This is a genomic window from Archangium violaceum, assembly GCF_016887565.1.
Lineage (GTDB): Bacteria > Myxococcota > Myxococcia > Myxococcales > Myxococcaceae > Archangium > Archangium violaceum_B.
The window spans coordinates 4,563,403-4,588,219 of sequence record NZ_CP069396.1 but is presented as its reverse complement, the minus strand read 5'-3'; the positions used below and the strand labels follow the sequence as shown (position 1 = coordinate 4,588,219).

Sequence of the window (24,817 nt, the reverse complement as noted above, 5' to 3'; positions counted from 1 at the left end):
AGGAGCGCGTGATGCGGACCTGCTGGCTCCTCCTCCTGGGCTGCCTCACCGTTTCGTGCGGTGGGAACTTCTCCAACGACGACCTCGAGTTCATCAACGCCTTGCCCACGCGCGAGGACCTGACCTCCAAGCTGCCCAGGACCGGGGACTCCGCGCTCGAGCAGGGCCTGAACCAGCGCGTGGGGCAGCTGGCCCTGGGGGAAATCTCCCAGCGCTACGTGGAAACGCGCAGGGTCTCGGACGAGTTCAACACCGGGTTGGACGGGCTGCTCACCGTGCTGGAGCGCATCCGGGAGCTGCCGCCGACGACGCGTGCCTCGGAGCTCCGCGTGTGGGGGCCCTGGGACGACTCGGAGCACGCCGGCCACGAGCTGCGCTTCGTGATGAACCGCGAGCCCGAGCACTTCGGCTACCTGCTCCAGTTCCGCCGCAAGGGGTCTGGCGAGGAGGGCTGGTGGAACGCCGTGGCGGGGACCTTCAAGCCGGATGGCGGGCTGCGCAAGGGCGAGGGCACCGTGCAGCTCCTCCTCGCGGACGCGAGGGACCACGGCTATGAGATGAAAGGGCTCGGGCACCTGGATCGGCTGGACATCGTGTACCAGACGCGCGCGCTGCCCATCGGAGTGCAGATGCACTTCGTGCCTTCCGAGCACTCGCTCAGGCCCGAGTTCATCTACTCGTACCGGGAGATTCCCGGAGGATTGGCGGAGATGGGATTCCTGATCCTCGACGTCGACACCATCCTCGGCGGACGGAGGGAGGACGTGACCATCATCAGCCGGTGGACTCGCGACCAGGGGGGCGTGGGGTTCGTGTCGGTGACGGGCGGAGACCTGCCCGCGGGACGCACCGCCAGCCAGGTGGAGTGCTGGAATGCCAGCTTCCGCGTCACCTATTCGAAGCGGAGCTGGGATGACTCCGAGGAGGGTAGTGCCTCGGCCTGCCCGGACGTGTCCGCGCTGGAGGACTGAGGGCGCGGACGCGCCGCGCCACTACATATCCTCCAGCTCCTTGCCCTTCGTCTCGCGGATGAACATGAGCACGAAGATGAACGAGACCACCGCGGCGGCGGTGTAGAGGCCGTAGGCCAGTCCCAGGCCCGCGGTCCGCAGCGAGGGGAACGTGGCGGACACGACGAAGTTGGCGATCCACTGCATGGAGCCAGCGATCGCCAGCGCATGGCCTCGGATGCGGTTGTTGAACATCTCCCCGAGCAGCACCCACACCACCGGGCCCCAGGACAGCCCGAAGCAGAAGACGTAGAGGTTGGCGGCCACCAGCGCGATGGGCCCCGCCGCCCCGTGCAGCATGGGATTGCCCGAGGGGTCCACGCCGGCCGTACCGAATACGTACGCCATCGTCCCGAGCGTCAGCGCCATGCCCACCGAGCCGATGATGAGCAGCGGCTTGCGCCCGAAGCGGTCCACCGTGGCGATGGCGATGAACGTGGTGACGATGTTGGTCAGGCTGGTGATGACGGTGATGATCAGCGAGTTCTTCTCCGAGAACCCGACCGCCTGCCAGAGGACGCTCGAGTAATAGAAGATGACGTTGATCCCCACGAACTGCTGGAACGCCGACAGGCCGATGCCAATCCACACGATGGGGAGGAACCCGAACCGGCCCCGGATGCTCACGGCCTTGGTGGATTGCTCGGAGGAGAGGCTCTGGCGGATCTCCATCACCTTCGCGCTCGCGGCACGCCCGATGATGGAGCGAAGCACGTCCCGCGCCTTGTCATCGCGGTGCTTCGCGACCAGGTAGCGGGGGGACTCGGGAATCATGAGCGCGCCCACGCCATAGAGGATGGCGACGGGCAGCTCGGACAGGAGCATCCACCGCCACGCCCCGAGCCCGAGCCAGAAGGGATTCTCGGCGGATCCGGCGGCGGCGGCGATGCCGTAATCCACGAGCAGCGCCGCGAAAATGCCGAGGACGATGGCCAGTTGCTGGAGCGAGCCGAGCCGTCCACGCAGGTGGGCCGGAGAAATTTCCGCGATGTAGGCGGGGGCGATGACGCTGGCGATGCCCACCGCGATGCCGCCCAGCAGGCGCCACAAGCTGAAGTCCACGAGCCCGAAGGCCAGGCCGGAGCCGAGGGTCCCCACGGTGAAGAGCACCGAGGCCACCACCATCGTGCGGATGCGTCCGAGACGATCCGCCAGACGTCCGCCCACGAACGCGCCGACGGCCGAGCCAAGGAGCGCCGATGAGACCGAGAGACCGATGGCCGCGTCTCCCGCCTGGAAGGTCTTCTCCAGCGCCCCGACGGCACCGTTGATGACCGCCGTGTCGAAACCGAACAGGAAGCCGCCCACCGCGGCCACCGAGGCGATCAGCACGACCTTGCTCACCGAACCCGAACCTTCAGCGGCGGTCTCGCGTACCAATCCGTCAGCGGCTCTCATGTCGCGCACATCCTGCATGTCGGGCTCCCCCAGAACGTGTCTCCCCCCCAACATCCGCACTCCGAGTCGCCGGAGCAGCAGGCATCCGCCGCTAGAAAGGAGAGCCCCCGGCCCCGCGCTCCGACGCGGCGCGTCGGGATTTACGGAGTCACGGCCGCGGCGAACCGGCGCCGGCCGTCGTGAATCTCGAGCACCACGGCCGGCTTCACGGGGTTGCGGTGGGCGTCCAGGGTGAGGGTTCCGGAAGCACCCTGGAAGTCCTTCGTCCGGGCGAGCGCGTCCCTGATCGCCGAGCCGGTGAGCGACTCGGCGCGCTCGATGGCCGCGAGCGACACCCGGGCGGCGTCGTACCCCAGCGCGGCGGCGGCATCGGGCGTCCGGCCGTAGCGCGTCCGGAACGCGGTGATGAAGCGCTGCAGCTCGGGCGCGGGGTTGTCCACGGCGTAGTGCGACGAGTGGTAGCTGCCCTCCAGCGCCTGGCCCGCCAGCTCGAAAATGCTATCCGAGTCCCAGCCATCCGCGCCGAGCAACGGCACCGAGAGCCCCAGCTCCCTCGCCTGCCGGGCGATGACGCCCACCTCGCTGTAGAAGCCCGGGACGTACACGGCCTGCGGCTTCGCCTTCTTCACCGCCAGCAGCGGCGCGCGGTAGTCCGTGTCCCCCTTGGCGTAGCTCTCCACGGCCACCAGCGTCCCGCCCCGCTTGGTGAACGCCGAGGTGAAGGCCTCGGCCAGCCCGAGCGAGTACGCGTTCTTGCTGTCCTGCAGCACCGCCACGCGGTCGAGCTTCAGGTTCTCCCGGGCGAAGCGCGCCATGACCTCGCCCTGGAAGGAGTCGATGAAGCAGGTGCGGAAGATGTAGTCGCCCTTCTTCGTGACGTCCGGGTGGGTGGCCGAGGGCGACACCATGGGCACCCGGGCCGCCTGCGCCGCGTCCGCGATGGCCAGCGAGCTGGACGATGACACCTCGCCCAGGAGCACGAGCACCCGGTCCTGCGTGAGCAGCCGCTTCGCCGCGGCCACCGACTCCTCGATGCGGCCCTGGCTGTCGTAATAGCGGACCTCGACCTGGCGCCCCTTCACTCCGCCCGCGGCGTTCACCTCCTCCACCGCGAATTGGATGCCATCCCGGATGCTCGTGCCGAAGTAGGCCTCCGAGCCCGTGAGGCTCCCCACCGAGCCGAGCACGATCGGCCCCTGCTCCGTGGGAGCACGCTGCGCTTGGGGCACAACCGCCGGGGGCGCGGGAGGCGGGGACTTCCGCTCGCAGGCGAAGGAACACAGGGCAACGGCGGCGATCAACGCGACGAGGCGAGGCATGGGGGCTCCCTGGGAATGCACTCTCGCACGGACACCCGGGGCGGGCATCAACGCACGGAGAGGAGGGCCCGCTCGCGGTACTCCCTCGGGCTCACCCCGAAGCGCTGCTTGAAGGCGCGGCTGAAGTGGCTCGCGTCGTTGAAGCCCCAGGCGAAGGCGACCTCCGAGACTCCGCGCCCCCGCTGCCGGGGATCCGCGAGCGACTCGGCGCACCGCACCAGCCGCCGCTCTCGCAACCAGTCCCCCACGGAGCAGCCGGCGAGCTCGAACAACCGATGCAGGTAGCGCACCGAGACGTGGTGCGCGGCGGCCAGGTCCGCGGGAGACAGCTCCGGCTCGGAGAGGTGCTCCTCGATATACGCCTGGATCCGCTTCAACCGGGCGAGGTGCGCTGGAGAGGCGGGCTCCTCCTCGGGGGCAAGAGGAGCGCCGAAGGCCAGGGAGAGCAATCCCATCACCTGCTCGAAGATGGCGGGAGCGCTGCGCGCATCCAGCGCCCCGGCCTGTTCCCCGAGAGAGCGCAGGAAGTCCGCGGCGAGCCGCCCCACCCCACCGCGTCCGTCCACGCGCACGGCCGTCACCGCACACGGGTCGGCCAGCCGGGGCAGCAGCCGCTGGCGAGGGAAGTGGAACACGAGCTGCCGGAAGCGGCTGTCGAACAGGAGCCGGTACGGGCGCGTGCTGTCGAACAGCACCAGATCCCCGGGCGAGAGCCGCGCGAGGCGCTCGTCCTGCTCCACCGCCCCCTCTCCGTCGAGGTGGAGGCAGACCATCAACAGCTCCGGGTCCGAGCTCGCGATGGACTGTCGCGAGCGCACCACCTGCTGGGGATCCGCCACGATGTCCGTCACCACCAGGCCGCTCATGGCCGTGGCCTCGAGGCGCCCGAGGAACGGGCCGGACTCCTGGCGCCGGGTGTCCAGGGGCACGAACCGCTGACAGACCACCTCGTGCCAGAAGTCGAACTGCTCGCGCGGAGGCACCTGCGTCGTCGTGAGGAGACGTCCCATGCACTCCAAGGCTAACGGTGGGCCCTCCCTCCACGCGAGCCCCCTGGCCCCGTGCACTCCCGGTCAAGTCGCCGTGCGCTCCCGGTCAAGCGGCCCTCCTTGGCGCGCGGTACGAATGGGTCATGACCAGGCCCCATCCCCGATTCAAGGCCGCGGCCGTGCAGGCCGCTCCCGCGTTCCTGGACCTCGACGCCGGTGTGGACAAGGCCGAGCGCCTCATCGCCGAGGCCGCCGAGAATGGCGCCTCGCTCATCGCCTTCCCGGAGACGTGGCTGCCCGGCTATCCGTTCTGGGTCTGGCTCGGCGCGCCCGGCTGGGGCATGCAGTTCGTGCAGCGCTATTTCGATCAGTCGCTCGAGGTGGACGGCCCCCAGATGGGGCGGCTGCGCGAGGCGGCCCGGCGGCACGGCATCCACGTGGTGATGGGCTACAGCGAGCGCTCCGGGGCCAGCCTCTACATGGGCCAGGCCCTCATCGGTCCCGAGGGGGAGCTCATCGCCGCGCGGCGCAAGCTCAAGCCCACGCATGCCGAGCGCACGGTGTTCGGCGAGGGCGACGGCGGGGACCTGAAGGTGCACGCCACGGCGCTCGGGAAGCTGGGGGCGCTCAACTGCTGGGAGCACATCCAGCCGCTGGTGAAGCAGGCGATGTTCAGCCAGGGCGAGCAGGTGCACGTGGCCTCCTGGCCCAGCTTCTCGCTCTACCGGGGCCTGGCGTACGCGCTGGGGCCCGAGGTGAACCTCTCCGCCAGCCAGATATACGCGGTGGAGGGGCAGTGCTTTGTCATCGGCTCGTGCGCCACGGTCTCCGAGGAGATGACGGCGCTGCTGTGTGACGCGCCGGACCGCGCGAAGATGCTGCTCGCCGGAGGCGGCTTCGCGATGATCTACGGCCCCGACGGCCGGCCCCTGTCTCAACCGCTCGATGAGCGCGCCGAGGGCCTCGTGTACGCGGAGCTCGACCTGGGGCTCATCCCGCTCGCCAAGGCGGTGGCGGACCCGGCGGGGCACTACTCGCGCCCGGACGTGCTGCGGCTGATGTTCAACGACACGCCCCACCGGCTCGTGGAGCGCTTCGACGAGGAGTTGAACGAGGTAGAACGGGTAGCATAGTCCCTTGGGCCCGCGCCCCTTCCGCTCTAGGTTCGAGACGAGGGAGGGGCGTGCGTGTTCTCTGGACTCGACGGACGGCTGATCGCCAGCTTCGTGGTGGCGATCGCCTTCGACATCTTGATGCCGGTGGCGGTGGTGCTGTGGGTGCGTCGGAGGTTCGGCGTGACCTGGAAGGTCATCGGCATCGGCGCGCTGGCCTTCGCCCTCTCGCAGATGTTCACCCGGGTGCCGGCGATCCAGATCATCCAGTACCTGTTGAAGGATCAGCTGAAGGCCTCGGCGGTCCTGATGAACGTCTGGATCGCCGTCCTGAGCCTCACCGCCGGGCTCTTCGAGGAGACGGCGCGGCTCATCGCGTTCAAGTACCCGCTGAAGGACCAGCGGACGTGGAGGAACGCCATCGGCTTCGGGGCCGGGCATGGCGGGCTCGAGTCGGCGGTGCTCATCGGCGGGCTCGCCCTCATCGGCCTCATCAACGTGGTGGTCCTCACCCGGATGGACATCACGACGCTGCCGCTCGCGCCCGAGCAGCTCGATCAGGTGCGCGTGGCGAAGGCGCAGATCTCCGCGATGCGCTGGTGGGAGCCGCTGCTGGGCGCCTACGAGCGCATGGGCGCGATGCTCGTCCACATCGGCATGACCGTGCTGGTGCTCCAGCGCTTCCTGCGCGACCAGCGGCGCTGGTACTGGATCGCCATGGGACTCCACGCGCTCATGAACTGGGCGACCGTGATGGTGATGACCCAGGTGGGCCCGATCGCCGCGGAGGGCGTGGTGACCGCGTTCGCCCTGCTCAGCCTGTGGATCATCCTGCGCTTCCGGCCGGCTCACGCGGAGCCCACGGCCTCCTGATCCTTCTGCTCGGGCTCCCGCTCCTCGTCCTCGGAGGAGTCGTCCTGATGGGCGGGGAGCTCGATGCGCAGACACGCCCCGCCCTGGGCGCGGTTGCTGGCGGTGAGCGTGCCGCCGAACTGCTCCACCAGCTCGCGCGAGAGGTTGAGCCCCAGGCCGGTGCCCTTGTCGGGGCTCTTGGTGGTGAAGAAGGCCTCGAAGATCCGGGACAGCACGTGCGGGGGAAAGCCGGGCCCGTTGTCCTCGACGAGCAGCACCACGCGCCCCCCCTCGACCCGCCCCACCACCCCCACCTCGCCACGCTCCACCTTGTGCGACTCGAGCGCGTCACCGGCGTTGACCAGCAGGTTGAGCACCACCTGCACCAGCCGCTGCCGCACGACGAAGATCTCCGGCAGGTCCAGGGGCACGTCCACCCGCCGCAACGCCACGTTCTTCAGCCTCAGCGAGGCCAGCTTCATGGCATCGGCCACCACGTCCGCCAGGCGGCACTCGGTGGGCTCGTTGGCGTCCATGCGCGCGAAGCCCCGCAGGTCCGCGACGACCTGATGAATGTGCTGGATGCCCACGCGCGTCTCCGCGAGCACCTCGGCCAGCTCCTCCCGGGAGGCCTCCCCCTGGGTGGCCAGCAGCTCCTTGCGCACGAAGTCGACGTTGGAGCCCACGTAGGCCAGGGGGTTGTTGATCTCATGCGCCACGCCCGACGCCAGCCGTCCCACGATGGCCAGCTTCTCCGACTGGGCCCGGCGGTGCTCGCTGAGGGCCAGCGCCTCCAGCGACTCGCGGCGGGCGCGCTCGAGCCGGGCCTGATGCTCCGCCTGCTGGACCTTGAGCGACTGCTGGGAGAAGTACACCGCGAGCAGGGTCATCCCCACCATCATGGACATCCACGTCAGCGCCTCGATGGGAGAGGGCTCCAGGCTCCGTAGGAGCACCAGCGTCCCCACGCAGCACACCGAGCCGCTCACGAGCGTCGCCCGTCTCCGCCGATGGTGCACCAGGGAGGTGGCCAGCGGCTGGGTGGACACAATGATGAAGTAGGGGCTCCCCACGCCTCCCATCACCCAGCAGAGCCCCAGGATGCACACGCTGGAGATCAGCGCGTTCAGATCCGTGAGCGGGCCCAGCCAGGAGTCGGAGCTCCTCCGGACGAGAAGCGGGTAGGCGATGATGTTCAGGGTCCACACCACGCGCAGCCCCAGGGCCCAGGCGCTGAAGCGGTCCAGGTAGAGCGTATCCACCACGATGAAGCCGAGGATGATCGCGCACAGCAGCACGACCGTCCGGGAGCTCCATACACCCTCTCGCCAGCTCGACTCGGACGGGGTCGGCTCGGATTCAGGGACTGCGCGCATCGAAGAGGTCACACGAGAAGAAGGAGCGGGGCATCATCCACTGGAAAGCCATTGAACCCCGGAAAAGTTAGCACACGGGCGTCCTTCCCCCGGCCCCGCTTCCCCTGCCTGGCTGGTGGCTCCATCCTTCCTTGACTCGGTGGGGGTCACTCTTTAGGTTGACTCCCTTACTCCATCCGTACCCAGCGAAGGACTTCCGCACCATGGCTCGCGTTACAGTCGAAGACTGCCTCCCCCTGGTCGACAACCGCTTCGCGCTCGTGCTGCTGGCGGCCAAGCGTGCCCGCCAGCTCATGGCCGGTGCCCGCCCCATCATCGACACGTCCAAGAACAAGCCGCCCGTGCTCTCCCTGCGCGAGGTGGCCACCGGCCGGGTGAAGTTCGATCGCGACGTGCGCGAGGCCCTCACCGGCAAGTACACCCAGGGTGAGAAGCCGCAGCAGGCCAGCGGTATCTAGTCCCCGGTGCCCTCCGGGCGCACCCCGGAGAGGACGAGACTGGCCCCCGCGCGCAGCAGCATCCTCGCCGCGCGCGCGGCGATGGCCTTCTCGCCCTTGTAGCCCAGCAGGGCCGCCACCCTCACCAGTGGCACCCAGCGCGTCTCGTCCACCTCCACCCTGTGCCCCGCGTGCTGGATGTCTCCCAGGACGCCCGACTGGTAGCGGAACAGGTAGAAGTGGACGCGCTTGAAGATGCGCTGGCCGCGGAACTGGTAGACGTAGCGGATCTCCCCCAGCGGCGCGACGAGCGTGGCCCTCAGGCCCGTCTCCTCCCACACCTCCCGGGCCGCCGTCTGCTCGGGCGTCTCCCCCGGGTCCACATGACCCTTGGGAAGCGCCCAAAGGGAGCGGCCGTGGGGCCGGATGACGGCCACCTCCAGCTCGCTCCCCTGGTCTCGCACGACGACTCCTCCGGCGGACGCCTCACGGGGCATATGCCAGGAAGGTAACCGATGCCCGGGCGCCGCGTTCAGGAGACTTGCGCGAAGTGCCTCAGCTTGGCTTCTGCGCCCAACCGGTACGCGTAACGCAGATCCGACAGCAGCCTCTCCAGCCGCCGCCCCACCACGTGACCCATCAGCCGGGAGCAGAAGTTGCGCGACAGCCGGTTGGCCTGTTGGTAGCGCCAGCGCTCCGCCTCGGACAGCTGCTCCCGGTAGGACACCCGGTCGAACAGCCTCCGCAGCAGCTCCTCCGCCCAGCCCCCCACCCCGTCCCCCCACCGGTGCAGCAGGCACAGGGCGAACTTGTCCACCTCCGCCTGCGCCTCCAGCTCCAGCAGCGACACGGTACGTCCATGTGTGGCCGTGTGCGCCACATAGACGAAGTGGGACACGCCCTCGGCGAGCTGGCAGAAGCCGTCCAGCTCGAGCTCCAACAGGGAGTGGACGGGGCCCGTCTCGTAGGGCTTCAGGCGGCGCAGCAGCGCGGGGGCGAGGTAGAGGGCGAGCTCCAGCTCCCCATCCCCCTCGTGCACCAGCAGCTCCTCCTCCGCCCGGCCGGTGGCGCCGAGCAGCACGGCGGCCTCCGTGTCCACCACGAAGCCCTCCGCGCGCGCCTCACAGGTAATCCCATAGATGGCTTCCAGGTGCGCCTGCACACGACCGATCACGCGGCACCTCCGGGACTCAGTTGGGCAGACCCTTGGGCACCACCATCCCGGCATCCACCAGCACCTTCTCCAGCCGGTCGTTGCCCGTGCGCACCCAGGACTCGTACACCTTGAGGGCGCCCGAGGGGCCGTTGCTCACCAGCCCGCGCGCGGCGATCTCCTCCAGCACGTCCACCAGCGCGCGGAAGCGGGCGCTCAGCTCCCGGTACACGGCGGCGAAGCCCGCGGCGGGTGCCAGGTCCGCCACCTGCCCGTACGCCGCCCCGCCCATCTGGATGTAGTAGTCCTGCCCCACCGGCCCCTCGCGCAGCGCGCCCGAGAAGAAGCCGGCCTGGTAGAGCGACACGTCCCCCAGCCGCCGCAGCGTGCGGATGCGCTCGTCGCGCTGCTGCTGGAGGGCGCGGTGGTAGAGCATCGCCAGCGGCTCCTGCTCCTTGCGCCCGTCCTCCCCCTTGCTGAACAGGTTGTCGGACGTGGCGAACTCCGCCAGCAGGTTCACCAGGTAGAACTCGGTCGTCTCCGCAACCGCCACCCGCTGCCGCCGGATGACCTCTTCCAACAGTGTCTTGAAGAACTCCTTCAACGACGGGGCTGTCACCAGTTGACTCATGGATTGTCGACCTCCCGGTTCCCCGGGATTGCGAGCCGGGGAACGACACTGAAAAAGGTACCAACGGCCCCCCACGCCTCGCAAAGAGACCTTCAATCATTCCAGCCACTTACGCTGGCACTCCCCCCCATCGACTGCCAGAACCGGGACGCGCAACCCCCCATCACCGGTGAAGCGTCTCCCAGATGACAGAGTAGAAAACCCGAATTGTGACGGGGACTTGGCGGGAGCCAGCCCTCCGGTCCAGGCGTGCTTGACGGGTCGACTTCGCTGGTTATTATCCCGCGCGCTTGCCGGTTAGCACTCGTGTGGTGCGAGTGCTAACGGCCCGGGCCGGACGGCCCCCATCCCAACCCCCACGGCACTCCGGACACCTGGAGTGCTCATCGGAAGGAGACAACCGTGAAGATTCGTCCCCTGCAGGATCGTCTGATCGTCAAGCGCGTTGCCGAGGAGAACAAGACCAAGGGCGGTCTGTTCATCCCCGACACCGCCAAGGAGAAGCCCCTCGAGGGCAAGGTGCTCGCGGTCGGTAACGGCAAGGTGCTCGAGGACGGCAAGGTCCGCCCGCTCGACATCAAGGCCGGCGACACCATCCTGTTCAGCAAGTACGCGGGTACCGAGATCAAGATCGATGGCGAGGAGCACCTCATTCTCCGTGAGGAGGATGTGCTCGGCGTGATCGAGAAGTAATCCCCTCCCCGCTCCTCCTCTCTACCCAAAGGAATCCATCAACATGGCGAAGGACATTCTTTTCGACGTTCGTGCGCGCGAGGCCATCCTGCGCGGCGTGAACATCCTGGCCGACGCGGTGAAGGTCACCCTGGGCCCCAAGGGCCGCAACGTGGTGATCGAGAAGTCGTTCGGCTCGCCCACGATCACCAAGGACGGCGTGACCGTGGCCAAGGAGATCGAGCTTGAGAACAAGTTCGAGAACATGGGCGCCCAGATGGTCAAGGAGGTCGCCTCCAAGACCTCCGACGTGGCCGGTGACGGCACCACCACGGCGACCGTGCTGGCCCAGGCCATCTTCCGCGAGGGCGCGAAGCTGGTGGCCGCCGGTCACAACCCGATGGACATCAAGCGCGGCATCGACAAGGCCGTGGCCGCCATCGTGGCCGAGCTGAAGACGCTGGCCAAGCCGACCAAGGACAAGAAGGAGATCGCCCAGGTCGGTACCATCTCCGCCAACGGCGACACCACCATCGGGCAGATCATCGCCGACGCGATGGAGAAGGTCGGCAAGGAGGGCGTCATCACGGTGGAGGAGGCCAAGGGTCTCGACACCACCCTGGACGTGGTCGAGGGCATGCAGTTCGACCGCGGCTACCTCTCCCCGTACTTCGTGACGGATCCGGAGCGCATGGAGGTCGTGCTGAATGACGCCCTCATCCTCATCAACGAGAAGAAGATCTCCTCGATGAAGGACATGCTCCCCATCCTCGAGCAGGTGGCCCGCTCCGGCAAGCCGCTGCTGATCATCGCCGAGGACATCGAGGGCGAGGCCCTGGCCACCCTGGTGGTCAACAAGATCCGCGGCGTGCTCAACGTGGCCGCCGTGAAGGCCCCGGGCTTCGGTGACCGCCGCAAGGCCATGCTCGAGGACATCGCCACCCTGACGGGCGGCCGGATGATCGCCGAGGACCTCGGCATCAAGATGGAGACGCTGACCCTCAACGACCTGGGCCGCGCCAAGCGCATCACCATCGACAAGGACAACACCACCATCGTCGACGGTGCCGGTGCGCAGAAGGACATCGAGGCGCGCGTGAAGCAGATCCGCGCCCAGATCGAGGAGACCACCAGCGACTACGACCGCGAGAAGCTCCAGGAGCGTCTGGCGAAGCTGGTGGGCGGCGTGGCCGTCATCAACGTGGGCGCCGCGACCGAGACCGAGATGAAGGAGAAGAAGGCTCGCGTCGAGGACGCCCTCAACGCGACCCGCGCCGCCGTGGAGGAGGGCGTGGTGCCTGGCGGTGGCGTGGCCCTGCTGCGCTGCTCCAAGGCGCTGGACACCCTCAAGGTCGACGCCGGTGAGAAGTTCGGCGTGGACATCATCCGCCGCTCCGTCGAGGAGCCGCTGCGTCAGATCGTCGCCAACGGCGGTCTCGAGGGCAGCGTCATCGTCAACAAGGTCAAGGAGGGCACTGGCTCGTACGGCTTCAACGCCGCCACCAGCACCTACGAGGACCTGCTGGCCGCCGGCGTCATCGACCCGGCCAAGGTGAGCCGCACCGCGCTGCAGAACGCGGCCTCCGTTGCCTCCCTGATGCTCACCACCGAGGCCATGGTGGCGGATCGTCCGAAGGAGGAGAAGGAGGGCGCTGGCGCCGGCGGTGGTATGGGCGGCATGGGTGGTATGGGCGGCATGGGCGGCATGGGCATGTAGTCCCCGCCCCAGGCTCCGGAGCGCGGCTCGTCCCGCGCTCCGAGGTCTCTCGGACGGCCTCCGGTTCCCTCGTGGAGCCGGGGGCCGTTCGCGTTTCGGGCGTCCCCGGGCACCGACCGAGGTACCAACCGGGTGGCGTGGCGTCCCCCGCCCTCTTAGTTTGGAGGGAGACACGAGGAGGACACACGCTTGAAGCCCGTGAAAATCTACACCACGACCTATTGCGGTTACTGCGTCCGGGCGAAGGATCTGCTCACCCGCAAGGGCGTGAAGTACGAGGAGCTGGACGTCACCGGCGATGACGAGATGCGCGCGAAGCTGGTGGAGATGAGCGGCCAGCGGACCGTGCCGCAGATCTGGATCGGCGACACCCACGTGGGTGGCTATTCGGATCTCGCCCGCCTGGACAGCGAGGGAAGACTCGATCCCATGCTGCAAGCCTGAGCCGCCTGGGAGCAGGCGACCGCCCGCCTTGGGTGGGCACCCACCTCCGTCCGTGTGCAGGTTGCCCGGAGCAACCCTCACGCACGACGGAGGTGGATGATGGCTGAGGCAGGGGAACAGGTCACGGGTACGAAGGACGAGAACTACGACGTCATCAGCGTGCTCTATCACTGTCTCCAGGGGGCCTCGGAGGTCGGCCAGTACATCCAGGACGCCGAGAAGAGCGGCGACCAGGAGCTGGTGGACTTCTTCCGCGACTACCAGGAGGCGCAGCGCGACCTGGCCGAGCGCGCCAAGAACCTGCTGGGCGCCCGGCTGATGCGCACCGAGGGTGTCCAGGCCGGGACCACCCAGAAGAGCGGTGGCGCCAGCAAGAAGGGCGGCAAGAAGGTGATGCAGGCCCAGCAGCACGGCTCGCCCGGAGCCCAGACGAACGCCCAGGTGAAGTCCGGCGGCCGGCCGAACGATGACATCGTGGACGAGGAGTCCAAGGAGTCCTTCCCGGCCAGCGACTCACCCGCCCGCTACTAGTGGGCCCGGAGTTGGATGCGCGCGAGGGGCTGGATTCCCGGAACGGGGGTCGTCTTCACTCCCAGTCCGTGGCTGGTACCGGATCGCCCCTCGCGTGCGCCGTCCTGATCTCACACCCAACGCACCATTCCACCCGCACTGAGGAAGAGCCGAGCTGCCCGGACACTTGTCCGCGTGCGCTTCTCCCCTACCCCGGTGCGAGCGCTTCGTGCCCGGAGACTCCAGGCCCGAACTCCGCGTCACTAAGGCTTGCCCAGGAGTGAGAGGACCCATAAACAGGCAACTCCCGCGACCCGGGCGGAGCTTCCGTCCGCCCGCTGCGGGTTGGGAGGAGCAACGCCGATGAGCGACGACAGGCCGGAGGTCACCCAGACCGTGCAGACGGGTCCCGAGGGACGGTCGACACGGATCCAGGTGCGAGAGTGGACGGTGGAGGTGGTGGCCGGCCCTGACAAGGGGAAGAAGGTCACCACGCAAGACGCGCTGCTGCGCGTGGGCTCGGATCCGGCGACGGACCTGGTGCTCAGTGACCAGACGGTGAGCCGTCGGCACATCGAGATGGAGCGCACGTCGAAGGGCATCCTCCTGCGCGACCTGGGCAGCCGCAATGGCACGTTCCTGGACGGACACCAGGTGATGCAGGTGCTGCTGCAGCCGGGCGACAAGGTGGTGCTGGGCAAGACGAAGCTGGCCATCAAGCAGGAGGCCCGCGCCACCGAGGTGGAGGTGATGGGTGGAGCCGACGCCTTCGGCGGGCTGGTGGCCACCTCGGAGATGATGCGGGTCGTCTTCTCGCAGCTGCGCGGCATCGCCCGCGAGGACATGAACCTGCTGGTGGAGGGCGAGACGGGCACCGGCAAGGAGCTGGCGGCGCGCGCGGTGCACGAGCACTCGCGCCGGCGGCACGGCCCCTTCAAGGTGGTGGACTGCAACCTCATCACCGAGGAGAAGGCCGAGCGCGAGCTGTTCGGCGGCCTGCGCTCCGGAGGAGACGAGGACGACAAGGGCTCCAAGGGCGTCTTCGAGGCGGCCCAGGGTGGAACCCTGTTCCTGGACGAGGTGGGCGAGCTGCCGCTGTCGCTGCAGCCCAAGCTGCTGCGCGTGCTGGAGTCGCGCGAGGTGCCCTCGCTGGACGGGGCGCCGGTGCCGGTGGACGTGCGCGTCATCGCCTCCACGCACCGCAACCTCGAGGAGGACGTGCGCCAGGGCCGCTTCCGGGCGGACCTCTACTACCGGCTGGCGGTGGCGCGCGTGCGCCTGCCCCCGCTGCGCACCCGGCGCGAGGACATCCCCGTGCTGGCCCAGTCCCTGCTGCGCGGCCTCAAGTCCTCCTTCGAGCTCACCCCCCAGACGATCGCCCTCTTCGAGGGCTACGACTGGCCGGGCAACGTGCGCGAGCTGCGCAACGTGCTGGAGCGCGGCGCCCTCATGCAGGAGACGGGCAACGTCAGCTGGCTGGACTTCATGGCCCAGCCCCAGCGCAAGGCGGAGGGTGGCGAGCAGCCCACCACCAGCGTGGCCGCGCTGGTGACGGGCATGCCCTACCACGAGGCCAAGGACCGGGTGGTGGCCGACTTCGAGCGCCTCTACTTCGCCGAGGTCATGCGTCAGTCCAACTTCGACATGAAGACGGCCGAGCAGCACACCGGCCTGTCCATGCAGAGCCTCTACCGACTGCTCAAGAAGAACGGTCTGCGCCTGAAGGATCTCAAGAACGCCGAGGGCCTTGATAAATGAGGCCCCCGCTGTTCCAACCCCAAAGGAGATCCCCGACATGATGCGCCGTATCGCCATCGCCTCCGTCCTCCTCGCGGCCGGGTGCGTCAGCCAGCAGGGGGCCCAGAAGGGCCCGACCACCACCGAAGAGCGGATGCGCATCACCAACCAGCTTCCGTTCGACGTGAGCGTCTGCCAGGCCCGCTCCCCCACCCTGCCCCAGCCGGCCAACCAGAACATCCTCCTGGGCGCCATCAGCTCCGCGCGCCCGGAGGTGATGGAGTGCCTCGTGGACCCCAAGTCCCGCGGCACCGCCGAGACCACCCAGGTGGTGGTGAAGACCTCCGTCACGGATCAGGGCGGCACCCACTCCATCTCCGGTGAGAACCTCACCGCCGAGGGGCAGGCCTGCATCCAGAAGATCGTGGACGCGCGCGTGCCGCTCGCCGCCCTGCCCGCGGGCGCCCAGCCGGTGCAGTCCGAGAGCACCTTCATCCACGAGCTGAACAACAGCCCCAGCGTCAAGTTCGGCATCAACCCGGGCTCGGACTTCTCGGGCGCCGTGCGGCTCGGCCAGCCCACCTGGTGCGACTGCTACACGGGCTTCGACAGCAAGATCCCCCCGCTCCTCAAGGCCAACGTGGACCTGAAGAAGGGCGCGGCCACCGCCGCCGACATCACCTTCGACCCGGTGGGCACCCCCGAGGGCGACCAGCTCGCCGCCTGCCTCAAGGGCAAGATGATGGCCCTGCCGGCGAAGCTGGAGGTGGACCAGCTGAAGTTCTCCTACCGCTTCGTCCACTTCAACTCGCAGGTCACCGAGCTCTCCGCGGACCTGCCGCCCGAGCAGCGCTTCTTCCAGCTCGAGCTGGTGCGCAACCAGCGCTCCGCCGACGCCGCCATCGCCCTCGGCACGCGCGCCAACGCCGCCGAGGTCTATGACGCCATCGTCGCCAAATACCAGAAGACCAAGGACTGGAAGCTGATCGACGAGCTGAAGGCCAAGTGCGCCACGCTCGTGGAGGCCACCCAGTCCATGGTGAGCGCCATCGACGCCCAGCTCAAGGTGGACCAGAGCACCCTGGCCATCGCCCAGGAGCTCAAGGCCAAGGACGAGTCCTGGGCCGAGGTCGAGACCAAGACCCAGGTCATCATCAACGCCACCCAGCAGGACCTGGACAACGCCCAGAAGCGCCTGGCGGACGACAAGTCCATCTGCCCCAAGGAGCGCAAGTAACGCGCCGTCCCAAAGGACACTCCTGACATGACGAAGGCGTGGGAGCCGGTCCGGGTCCCACGCCTTTTCGTTTGCGGACTTGATAAACGAGGTCCCCGCTGTCTCAACCCCAAGGAGAGCTTCCACATGATGCGCCGTATCGCCATCGCATCCCTCGTCCTCGCGTCCGGCTGTGCCACCACGCAGGACGCTCAGTCGGGCGGCACCCAGGAGCGGATGCGGATCGCCAATCAGTTCCCGTTCGACACGTCCGTGTGCCAGACCCAGGCACTTGCCCTGCCCCAGCCCCTCAGCCCGAACTCCCTCCTGGGAGCGCTCTTCTCCTCCCAGCCCGAGGTCCTGGAGTGTCTGACGGACCCCAAGTCCCGTGGCCAGGCGAAGGCCACCCGGGTGATCGTCAAGGACACCGTCACCGACCAGGGCGGCACCCACGCCATCTCCGGTGAGAACCTCACCGCCGAGGGCCAGGCGTGCATCCAGAAGGCCCTGGACACGCGCGTGCCGCTCACCGCCCTGCCCTCGGGCTCCAAGCCGGTGGAGTACCAGACCGAGTTCACCCACGACCAGGACACCGGCATCAGCGTGAAGTTCGGCCTCAACCCGGGCTCGGACTACTCGGGCGGCGTGCGGCTCGGCCAGGCCTCCTGGTGCGACTGCTACGCGGGCTTCGCCAACAAGGTCCCGCCCACCCTCCTCGCCAACGTGCACCTCCGCCGCCTCAAGTCCGCCCAGGAGCAGGCCCTCGGAGACGCTCGCGTCCTTCCGCTTCCCGCCGGACAGCAGGGGGATTCGCGCAGTGCCCAGAAGGCCGCCGAGGAGATCACCAAGTCGTTGCCCGTCTCGGTCGACATCACCTTCGAGCCGTCGGGGACTCCCGAGGGTGACCAGCTCGCCGCCTGCCTCAAGGCCAAGATGATGACCGTCCCGATGAAGCTGGAGACGGACCAGCTCAAGTTCACCTACCGCTTCGCCCACCTCAACTCGCGCGCCACCGAGCCCGCCTCGCACCTGGCCCCCGAGATGCGCTTCTTCCAGATGGATCTGTCGCGCGGCCAGCGCTCCGCCGACGCCGCCCTCGCCATCGGCGCTCGTGACAGTGCCGCCGCCTCCTATGACGCCGTGGTGGCCCAGTTCCAGACCGCCTCCAAGCGCAAGCAGATTGATCTGCTGTCGGAGCTGACCTCCAAGTGTGGTGCGCTCGTCACCACTTCGCAGCGGATCGTCGACGCCATCTCCGCCCAGCTCCAGGTGGACCAGCAGACCCTGACCCTCACCCAGGAGCTCAAGGCCAAGGACCCGAGCTTCGCGGAGATCGAGTCCCGGCTCCAGGAGGCCGTCGGCGCCACCCAGCAGGATCTCGGCAACGCCCAGAAGCGCCTCGAGGAGGACAAGGCGCTGTGCGCCAAGCTCAACCCCAAGTAACCGGGACACGGTGAGCCTGGAATGACGAAGGCGCGGGACCCGGACATGGGTTCCGCGCCTTTTGTTCTCGAGGGCTCCAACCGGGGGCCGGATACCCTCACCCCGTCCCTCTCCCAGGGGGAGAGGGGTGGTTACGCGGCGGTGATGTTGTCGTTGGCCGCCTTCGCCTCTCGCAGCTTCACGCTCACCAGCTTCGAGATGCCCGGCTCCTCCATCGTCACGCCGTACAGCGTGTCCGCCACTTCCATCGTCCGCTTGTTGTGGGTGATCAGGATGAACTGCGACTGCTTGCTCATCTCCTTCACCATGTCGTTGTAGCGGCCCACGTTGCCCTCATCCAGCGGCGCGTCGACCTCGTCCAGGAGGCAGAAGGGCGTCGGCTTGATGAGGAAGATGGCGAAGATGAGCGCCACCGCCGTCAGCGCCTTCTCGCCGCCCGACAGCAGGTTCATGCTCTGCAGCTTCTTGCCCGGCGGCTGCGCCACGATCTCCACGCCCGGCTCTCCGCCCTGCCCCTCGTTCGTCAGCACCAGGCTCGCCCGCCCGCCGCCGAACAGCCGCGGGAAGATGGCCTGGAACTTCTCGTTCACGATCTCGAACGTCTGCTTGAAGCGCTCGCGGCTCGACGCGTCGATGCGCCGGATCGCCTCCTGCAGCTTCTCCATCGAGTCCGTCAGGTCCTTCTTCTGCGTCAGCAGGAACTCGGAGCGCTGGGCCAGCTCCGTGTGCTCGTCGATGGCCGTGAGGTTGATCTCCCCCATCTTCTCCACCTGCGCCCGCAGGTCCTTCAGCTCCTGCTCCGCCTCCTCGCTCAGCGACGGCAGCATGTGGTAGCGGTGCACCTCTTCCTGCAGCTCCGTCGCGTGCCGCTCGCGGATGCCCGCCACCAGGTGCTCCAGCTCCAGGGCGATCTCCCGCTCGCGCAGGGTGATCTGCGACAGGCCCTGGGTCAGCCCGTCCAGCTTCGTGCGCAGCTCGCGCAGCACGTTGTCCTGCTCGCGCACCGCGCCGGACGCCGCGCCATGGGCCATGCGGCGGGCCTCCAGGCCCTCGGAGGCCCCGCGCAGCTCCTCCGTCTTCCTGGCGCGCTCCGCCTCCGTCTCGGAGATGCGGCGCTGGAACTCCTCCACCCGCGCCGCGCCGTCGCGCACCGCGTTCTCCAGCTTGCGCACCCGGCCCGCCATCTCCTCCTTCTGGGCCAGCAGGCTCTCCAGCTCCTTGCGCGCCGACTCCCCGCGCTCGCCGCCCGCCGCCACCTTCACCTTCAGCGAGGTGAGGTTCGACGTGGCCGTCTCCCCCCGCTGCTTGAGCGACTCGATCTCGCCCACCAGCTGCTTCACGCGCTCCTCGCGCGACTCGCGGTCCGCCTGGCCGTGCGTCACCTCACCCCGGCTGTTCTCCTCCTCGTGCGCCAGCCCGTCGTACATGTGCGCGAGCTGCGACTCGTCGGCGTCCAGCGCCCGGATGCGGTCGCGCACCCGCGCCAGGTCCTCGCTCGCCTTGTGCAGGTCCTTCTCCTGGTGGGCGAGGCTCAGCTCCTCGGCGTGCTGGTTCTTCGCCAGCCCCTTGAGCACGTCCTCCGTGTCCCCCATCTGCTTCTGCAGGGTGTAGTGCCGGGTGAGGATCTCGTTGTAGCGCTCCTCCACCCGGGCCACCTCGGCGGCCAGCTCGGCGATCTCCCGCTTCTTCTGCAGGGCGCCCACCGCGGCGCCCTCGCGCTCACCGCCGGTGATGGTGCCGTCCGGGCGGAACACCTCGCCGTCCAGGGTGACGAGCGTGTACGCGGTGCCCTCGGCGTCCGCGTACGCCTTCGCGGCGGCCAGGTCCGTCACGATGACCACGTCCCCGAGGAGCAGCTGCACCACGGGCTTGAGCGACTCCTCGCACGTCACCTCGTTGAAGGCGATGGCCAGCACGCCGGGCCGCGACAGGTCCGGCTGCACCGTGGAGGGCACGCGCTCGGGCGGGGGCACCGGCAGGAAGCTGCCCCGGCCCTCGGCGGCGTCCTTGAGGTACTCCACCAGCTCCACGCCCTTGTCGCGGCTCTCCACGACGACGTGCTGCAGCCGCTCGCCCAGCACGGCCTCCACCGCGCGCTCGAAGCGGGGCGTGGTGGAGATGACGTCGGCCACCAGACCGAAGATGCCCTGCTGCCGGGCGTCCTCGCCGGCGCGCACCATCACCGCGCGCACGCCCTTGTCGAAGCCCTCGTAGTCCTTCTGCAGCGCTTCCAGGGAGGCGAGCCGGCTGCGCTTGTCGCTCAGCTCCTCGCGCAGGCCGATGACCTGCACCTCGTTCTCCATGAAGGCCTGGCGCGTGCGCACGAGCGCCTCTTCCTCATGGCCCTTGCGCTCGGCCAGCTCCAGCGACAGGTGGCGGCTCTCCTCCACCCGGCGGGCCACCTCCTGGCGCACGTCCTCGAGCTGCTTCTCCTGCTCGCGCAGGGACTCGGCCTCGGCGCGGTTGCGGGCGCGGCGGGCCTCCAGGTCCGTCTTCTGGCGGGCCAGGTTGACGAGGTTGCTCTCGTGGTTGGCCAGGCGGCTGGCCACGGTGACGAGCGCGGCGCGCTCCTGCTCCAGCCGCATGGAGATTTCCGTCTGCAGCTGGCTCACCCGGCGCAGCTCCTCCTGCGCCACCTTCATGGCGACCTCGTCCTCCTTCCAGGAGCCGGCGATGTTGCTCAGCTCGGCCTCGCGGGCGGCCATGGTACCGGCCACCTCCTCCTGGCGGGACTTGAGGGCGTGCAGCTCGGTCTCGGACTGGGTGACGCGGGCGGCCGTCTCCTCCAGGTCCTTGCGCCAGTAGGCCAGGTCCTGATCCGCGCGCTGCACGGCGCTCTCCATCGCGTGCACCTCGGCGGAGAGCTTCTGCAGGGCCTCGGTCTCGGCCTCCAGCTCGGCGCGGCGGGAGGTGATGACGGCCTCCAGCTCGCGCATCTTCTCCAGGCCCTCGCGCTCCTCGCCGCCCAGACTGCCCAGCCGCTCCTGGAGCTGCTTGGCCTCCACGTTGAGCGCCAGGAAGCGGTGCGAGGCCGAGTGCAGCTCGATCTCCCGCATGCGCGTCTTGAGCTTCTTGTACTTCTCGGCCTTCTTGGCTTGGCGCGAGAGGCTCTCCAGGCGGCGCTCCAGCTCGGAGGTGATGTCGGTGACGCGCAGGAGGTTGGCCTGGGTGGCCTCCAGCTTGCGCTCGGCGGCCTTGCGGCGGGCCTTGTACTTGGTGACGCCCGCGGCCTCCTCGATGAGGTGGCGCCGGTCCTCGGGCTTGCTGGAGACGATGAGGCCCACGCGGCCCTGCTCGATGATGGAGTAGGCCTTGGTGCCCACGCCGGTGCCGAGGAAGAGCTCGGTGATGTCCAGCAGGCGGCAGATGGTCTTGTTGATGAGGTACTCGGACTCGCCGCTGCGGAAGAGGCGGCGGGTGACGGTCACCTCGGAGAGGCCGGAGAGGTGGGCCGGGAGGGTGTCCGTCTCGTCCACGTGGAAGGTGAGCGACACCTCGGCCATGGACAGGGGCGGCTTGGACTCCGAGCCGTTGAAGATGACGTCCTCCATGCCACGGCCGCGCAGGTTCTTGGCGCTCTGCTCGCCCATCACCCAGCGGATGGAGTCCACCACGTTGGACTTGCCGCACCCGTTGGGTCCGACGATGCCCGTCACCCCGTCATCGAACGTGAAGACGCTGCGTTCCATGAACGATTTGAAGCCGGTGATGTCCAGGCGCTTGATTCGCATGTGAAACGGGCTCCCGAAAGGTGGGCAGGCGAGGGAGGAAGCGCGCCGAAGGCCGAAAAATCGGCCTCGGAGCGATCAGACGAGTAGCACGCTGGATCTCAAGCGATCAAGCATCACCCTGCCATGCATGACACTAGGCGAGCAGGCAAGCATGGCGCCCACCGGGCTGGCGACCGGGGGGTTGTACGGGCGGGAACAGACCCTACCTTTAGTCAACCGTTAATGGAGGCGACCTACGTTCGAGCCCCTGCTTGCTCTCTCCCTCCTCGTTGGAGCAGGCCCGGCGGGCATAGCAGCCCCGTCTGACACGGCCGTGCCCCAGGCGAGCTGTCCGAACCCGTACTTCCCGTTGGAGGAGGGGCTGCGGCTCACCTACCGGGCGGGCCGCTCGGAGCTGTCACTGGCCACACGGGAGGTGAAGTCGACGCCGGAGGGCCTCACCAGCACGTTGGCGGTGGACATGAAGGGCAAGGTGGGCAGCACCGAGGCCACCTGTAGCGCGGACGGGGTGCGCACGGGGGTGGGAGGGCTGGAGGGCACGCTGCTGTCGGCCTCGGGCATGGACGTGGAGGTGGTGTCCTCCGAGGGCCCGGTGGTGCCGGCACCCGCGGCGATGGTGCCGGGGGGCACGTGGAAGAACAGCCTCTCGGTGAAGCTGCGGCCGCCCGAGTCCTCGAAGCTGCCGGGGGGCATCCGGCCGGTGCTCTCCTCCACGTTCGACAAGGAGGCGACCGTGGTGGGCGAGGAGGACGTCACGGTGGCGGCCGGCACCTTCAAGGCGCTGAAGGTGCGCAACGTCACCACGGCGCGCTCGGGCCGGGCGGACTCCCCGGGGCGTACGCTGGAGAGCTACATCTGGTTCGCCCCCGGGGTGGGCATCGTGAAGGTGGCCACCGGGGAGAACACGGACCTCGAGCTGCTCAAGGTGGAGCGGCCCACGCCCGCTCCGGGCAGACCGGAGAAGAAGCCGGCGGGGACGCGCAAGCGCTGAGCCCGGCGGCACACCGGGATTCACATCCCGGACCTCATCGTCCCCTTCCCTCCTATGCGTCCAGCTGGGAGTGATGCAGTGGCTGCAGGCTCTCCTCGATGAAGCGGACGAGCGTGGACGTGAGGCGGCGTCGCTCCTTCTTCTCACCGAAGAGAGCAATCTCGATGTCGCCGAGCTCCGGGTAGCCCTCTTCAGTGGAGAGAGTCGTCAGCCCCGGAGCCAGCGCGCTCTCCGGGAGGATGGCGACGCCCAATCCGGCCCGTGCCGCCGCGATGACACCGATGACACTCTCGCTCGTGTAGACCACCCGCCAGGGCCGCCCCATCGCCTCCAGGGCCGAGAACCCGCGCGAGCGGAAGATGCAGGGGGGCGGCAGCGTGCAGATGGGGAGCGAGGCCTCGGGGTCGATCCGCGAGTCCTGCGCGGTGACCCAGCGCAACCGCTCCCGGCGAAGGAGGCGTCCTCCCTGCTGGGGCTTGTCGCGCCGGGCGATCACCAGATCCAACTCACCCCGTTCGACCAACTGGAAGAGATTGTCGTTCAACCCGACCTTCACCTGGATGTGCACCCGGGGGTAGGTCTGGGTGAAGCGGGACAGGAGGGTGGGCAGGTGTTGCGGCACGAAGTACTCCGCGACTCCGAGCCGGAGCTCCCCTTCGTTGTCGGGCTCCGCGAAACGCTGCACCGTCTCGTCATTCAACTTCAGGATTTGACGCGCATAGCTCAGGAGCAGCTCTCCATCCCGAGTCAGGGTCGGCGTCCGGCTGGTCCGATCGAAAACGCGCCGCTCGAGCAGGTCCTCGAGCCGCTTGATCCGGATGCTCATGGCGGCCTGGGTACGGCCGAGCCTCGCGCCCGCGGCCGTGAACCCCCCGGCATCCACCACGGTCACGAAGGAGCGCAGCAGGTCCATGTCCAGGTCGGTGTAGCCCATGCGGCCCATATAGGGCGTTTATGATGACGATATCAACTATCAATTGTGAATATCGACATCCCGAACGCATTGTCTCCCTCGAACGCGGCCCCACGGGCCGCATCCGAGGAGAGTCACATGAAAGCCGTCGTGTATCGCCAGCCATCGCCCATCGAGAATCCCGAGAGCCTGATCGACCTGGAGGTCCCAGCACCGAAGCCCACGGGCAGGGAGCTCCTCGTGAAGGTGGAAGCCATCTCGGTGAACCCGGTGGACGTCAAGGTGCGCGCCCGGGTCGACCCTTCGGGACAGGCGAAGATCCTGGGTTGGGACGCCGCGGGAACGGTGCTCGCGGTTGGCCCGGACGCCACGCTGTTCAAGCCGGGCGATGAGGTGTTCTACGCCGGAGCCCTGGAACGGCCCGGCTCCTACGCGGAGCAGCAGCTCGTGGACGAGCGGATCGTCGGTCGCAAGCCGAAGTCCTCGAGCTTCGCCGAGGCCGCCGCCCTCCCGCTGACCAGCATCACCGCCTGGGAGCTGTTGTTCGACCGCCTGCGCGTGACCAGGGGAAAGCCCGCCGATGCCGGCTCGGTGCTGATCCTGGGCGGCGCGGGTGGAGTGGGCTCCATCGCCATTCAGCTCGCCCGGCGGCTGACGGGGCTGAAGGTGATCGCCACCGCCTCGCGTCCGGAGACGCAGGCCTGGGTCCGCGAGCTGGGCGCGCATCACGTGGTCGACCATTCCAAGCCCTGGGCCCAACAGGTGAAGGCGCTGGTTCCCCATGGCGTCGAGTACGTGCTCGGGCTCACGCACACCGAGAACCACTTCGATGAGATCGTCGAGGTGCTCGCTCCCCAGGGGGCGCTGGCCCTGATCGACGATCCGGCCCAGCCCCTGCCGATCAACAAACTGAAGGGCAAGAGCGCCTCCATCCACTGGGAGCTCATGTTCACCCGCGCGCGGTACCAGACGCCGGACATGATCGCCCAGCATCACCTGTTGAACGAGGTGGCCGACCTGGTGGACGCGGGCCTCCTGCGCACCACGCTCAAGACCAACATGGGCCCCATCAACGCGGCCAACCTGAAGCGCGCCCACGCGGTCATCGAGAGTGGCCGCTCCATGGGCAAGGTAGTCCTGAGCGGCTTCTAATCTTTCGCCTCCAA

22 protein-coding genes are annotated in these 24,817 nt (G+C 68.5%); 13 read left to right on the top strand and 9 right to left on the bottom strand.

The window, feature by feature from the left end:
• Nucleotides 1–11: 11 nt before the first annotated feature.
• A complete protein-coding gene (locus JRI60_RS19000) occupies nt 12–971 on the top strand; it encodes a hypothetical protein (RefSeq protein WP_204227274.1) in 960 nt (319 codons plus the stop codon).
• 21 nt (nt 972–992) lie between these two features.
• On the opposite strand, the gene JRI60_RS18995 is transcribed toward JRI60_RS19000, so the two are convergent.
• The 3 genes from JRI60_RS18995 to feaR form a co-directional block, all read right to left on the bottom strand.
• A complete protein-coding gene (locus JRI60_RS18995) occupies nt 993–2,408 on the bottom strand; it encodes a sugar porter family MFS transporter (RefSeq protein ID WP_204227273.1) in 1,416 nt (471 codons plus the stop codon).
• Nucleotides 2,409–2,548: 140 nt separating this feature from the next.
• The gene (locus JRI60_RS18990; RefSeq protein ID WP_204227272.1) at nt 2,549–3,727 is read right to left on the bottom strand and encodes an ABC transporter substrate-binding protein; all 1,179 of its coding nucleotides are present in this window, start codon (nt 3,725–3,727) and stop codon (nt 2,549–2,551) included.
• 47 nt (nt 3,728–3,774) lie between these two features.
• A complete protein-coding gene (gene feaR, locus JRI60_RS18985; protein ID WP_204227271.1) occupies nt 3,775–4,737 on the bottom strand; it encodes a transcriptional regulator FeaR in 963 nt (320 codons plus the stop codon).
• Nucleotides 4,738–4,859: 122 nt separating this feature from the next.
• Between feaR and JRI60_RS18980 the strand changes: the two genes are divergently transcribed.
• Together JRI60_RS18980 and JRI60_RS18975 are read left to right on the top strand one after the other, a co-directional pair.
• Nucleotides 4,860–5,849, top strand: coding sequence for a carbon-nitrogen hydrolase family protein (locus JRI60_RS18980; protein ID WP_204227270.1), 990 nt, complete (start codon nt 4,860–4,862; stop codon nt 5,847–5,849).
• Nucleotides 5,850–5,903: 54 nt separating this feature from the next.
• Nucleotides 5,904–6,701 (top strand): YhfC family intramembrane metalloprotease, encoded by a 798-nt coding sequence (locus JRI60_RS18975; protein ID WP_239470606.1) that lies wholly within the window; start codon nt 5,904–5,906, stop codon nt 6,699–6,701.
• Here JRI60_RS18975 and JRI60_RS18970 read toward each other — a convergent pair.
• Nucleotides 6,677–7,978 (bottom strand): sensor histidine kinase, encoded by a 1,302-nt coding sequence (locus JRI60_RS18970; protein WP_204227269.1) that lies wholly within the window; start codon nt 7,976–7,978, stop codon nt 6,677–6,679. The genes JRI60_RS18975 and JRI60_RS18970 overlap by 25 nt on opposite strands.
• Nucleotides 7,979–8,259: 281 nt before the next feature.
• Between JRI60_RS18970 and rpoZ the strand changes: the two genes are divergently transcribed.
• Entirely contained in the window at nt 8,260–8,514 is a 255-nt protein-coding gene (gene rpoZ, locus JRI60_RS54550; RefSeq protein WP_204227268.1) for a DNA-directed RNA polymerase subunit omega, read from the top strand.
• Here rpoZ and JRI60_RS18960 read toward each other — a convergent pair.
• Genes JRI60_RS18960 through JRI60_RS18950 form a run of 3 tightly spaced genes read right to left on the bottom strand, consistent with a single transcriptional unit; the run spans nt 8,511 to nt 10,277 of the window.
• Nucleotides 8,511–8,990 (bottom strand): NUDIX hydrolase, encoded by a 480-nt coding sequence (locus JRI60_RS18960; RefSeq protein WP_204227267.1) that lies wholly within the window; start codon nt 8,988–8,990, stop codon nt 8,511–8,513. The two genes, rpoZ and JRI60_RS18960, sit on opposite strands and share 4 nt — an antisense overlap.
• Before the next feature lie 35 nt (nt 8,991–9,025).
• A complete protein-coding gene (locus JRI60_RS18955; RefSeq protein ID WP_204227266.1) occupies nt 9,026–9,667 on the bottom strand; it encodes a hypothetical protein in 642 nt (213 codons plus the stop codon).
• 16 nt (nt 9,668–9,683) lie between these two features.
• On the bottom strand, nt 9,684–10,277 hold the full coding sequence (locus JRI60_RS18950) for a hypothetical protein (RefSeq protein WP_204227265.1): 594 nt from the start codon (nt 10,275–10,277) through the stop codon (nt 9,684–9,686).
• Between the two features lie 402 nt (nt 10,278–10,679).
• Between JRI60_RS18950 and groES the strand changes: the two genes are divergently transcribed.
• The 7 genes from groES (at nt 10,680) to JRI60_RS18915 (ending at nt 18,016) form a co-directional block, all read left to right on the top strand.
• Complete coding sequence (groES, locus tag JRI60_RS18945) at nt 10,680–10,970, top strand: co-chaperone GroES (RefSeq protein ID WP_204227264.1); 291 nt, start codon at nt 10,680–10,682, stop codon at nt 10,968–10,970.
• A 43-nt stretch (nt 10,971–11,013) separates the two neighbouring features.
• Entirely contained in the window at nt 11,014–12,666 is a 1,653-nt protein-coding gene (gene groL, locus JRI60_RS18940) for a chaperonin GroEL (RefSeq protein WP_204227263.1), read from the top strand.
• 189 nt (nt 12,667–12,855) lie between these two features.
• Entirely contained in the window at nt 12,856–13,110 is a 255-nt protein-coding gene (gene grxC, locus JRI60_RS18935) for a glutaredoxin 3 (protein ID WP_204227262.1), read from the top strand.
• 99 nt (nt 13,111–13,209) lie between these two features.
• Nucleotides 13,210–13,641 carry a hypothetical protein gene (locus JRI60_RS18930; RefSeq protein ID WP_343213412.1) on the top strand — a complete coding sequence of 144 codons (432 nt, stop codon included), beginning with the start codon at nt 13,210–13,212 and terminating at the stop codon, nt 13,639–13,641.
• A 342-nt stretch (nt 13,642–13,983) separates the two neighbouring features.
• Entirely contained in the window at nt 13,984–15,378 is a 1,395-nt protein-coding gene (locus JRI60_RS18925; protein WP_204227260.1) for a sigma 54-interacting transcriptional regulator, read from the top strand.
• 37 nt (nt 15,379–15,415) lie between these two features.
• Nucleotides 15,416–16,594 carry a hypothetical protein gene (locus JRI60_RS18920; protein WP_204227259.1) on the top strand — a complete coding sequence of 393 codons (1,179 nt, stop codon included), beginning with the start codon at nt 15,416–15,418 and terminating at the stop codon, nt 16,592–16,594.
• A gap of 126 nt (nt 16,595–16,720) precedes the next feature.
• Entirely contained in the window at nt 16,721–18,016 is a 1,296-nt protein-coding gene (locus JRI60_RS18915) for a hypothetical protein (RefSeq protein ID WP_204227258.1), read from the top strand.
• 131 nt (nt 18,017–18,147) lie between these two features.
• Here the strand turns inward: JRI60_RS18915 and smc are convergent, their stop codons facing one another.
• Nucleotides 18,148–21,747, bottom strand: a complete 3,600-nt coding sequence (smc, locus tag JRI60_RS18910; protein WP_204227257.1) for a chromosome segregation protein SMC — start codon at nt 21,745–21,747, stop codon at nt 18,148–18,150.
• 313 nt (nt 21,748–22,060) lie between these two features.
• Between smc and JRI60_RS18905 the strand changes: the two genes are divergently transcribed.
• Nucleotides 22,061–22,738 (top strand): TapB family protein, encoded by a 678-nt coding sequence (locus JRI60_RS18905; protein ID WP_204227256.1) that lies wholly within the window; start codon nt 22,061–22,063, stop codon nt 22,736–22,738.
• A 52-nt stretch (nt 22,739–22,790) separates the two neighbouring features.
• Here the strand turns inward: JRI60_RS18905 and JRI60_RS18900 are convergent, their stop codons facing one another.
• On the bottom strand, nt 22,791–23,672 hold the full coding sequence (locus tag JRI60_RS18900) for a LysR substrate-binding domain-containing protein (protein WP_239470605.1): 882 nt from the start codon (nt 23,670–23,672) through the stop codon (nt 22,791–22,793).
• A 117-nt stretch (nt 23,673–23,789) separates the two neighbouring features.
• On the opposite strand from JRI60_RS18900, the gene JRI60_RS18895 reads away from it, so the two are divergent.
• Nucleotides 23,790–24,803, top strand: coding sequence for a zinc-binding alcohol dehydrogenase family protein (locus tag JRI60_RS18895; protein ID WP_204227254.1), 1,014 nt, complete (start codon nt 23,790–23,792; stop codon nt 24,801–24,803).
• Nucleotides 24,804–24,817: the final 14 nt, after the last annotated feature.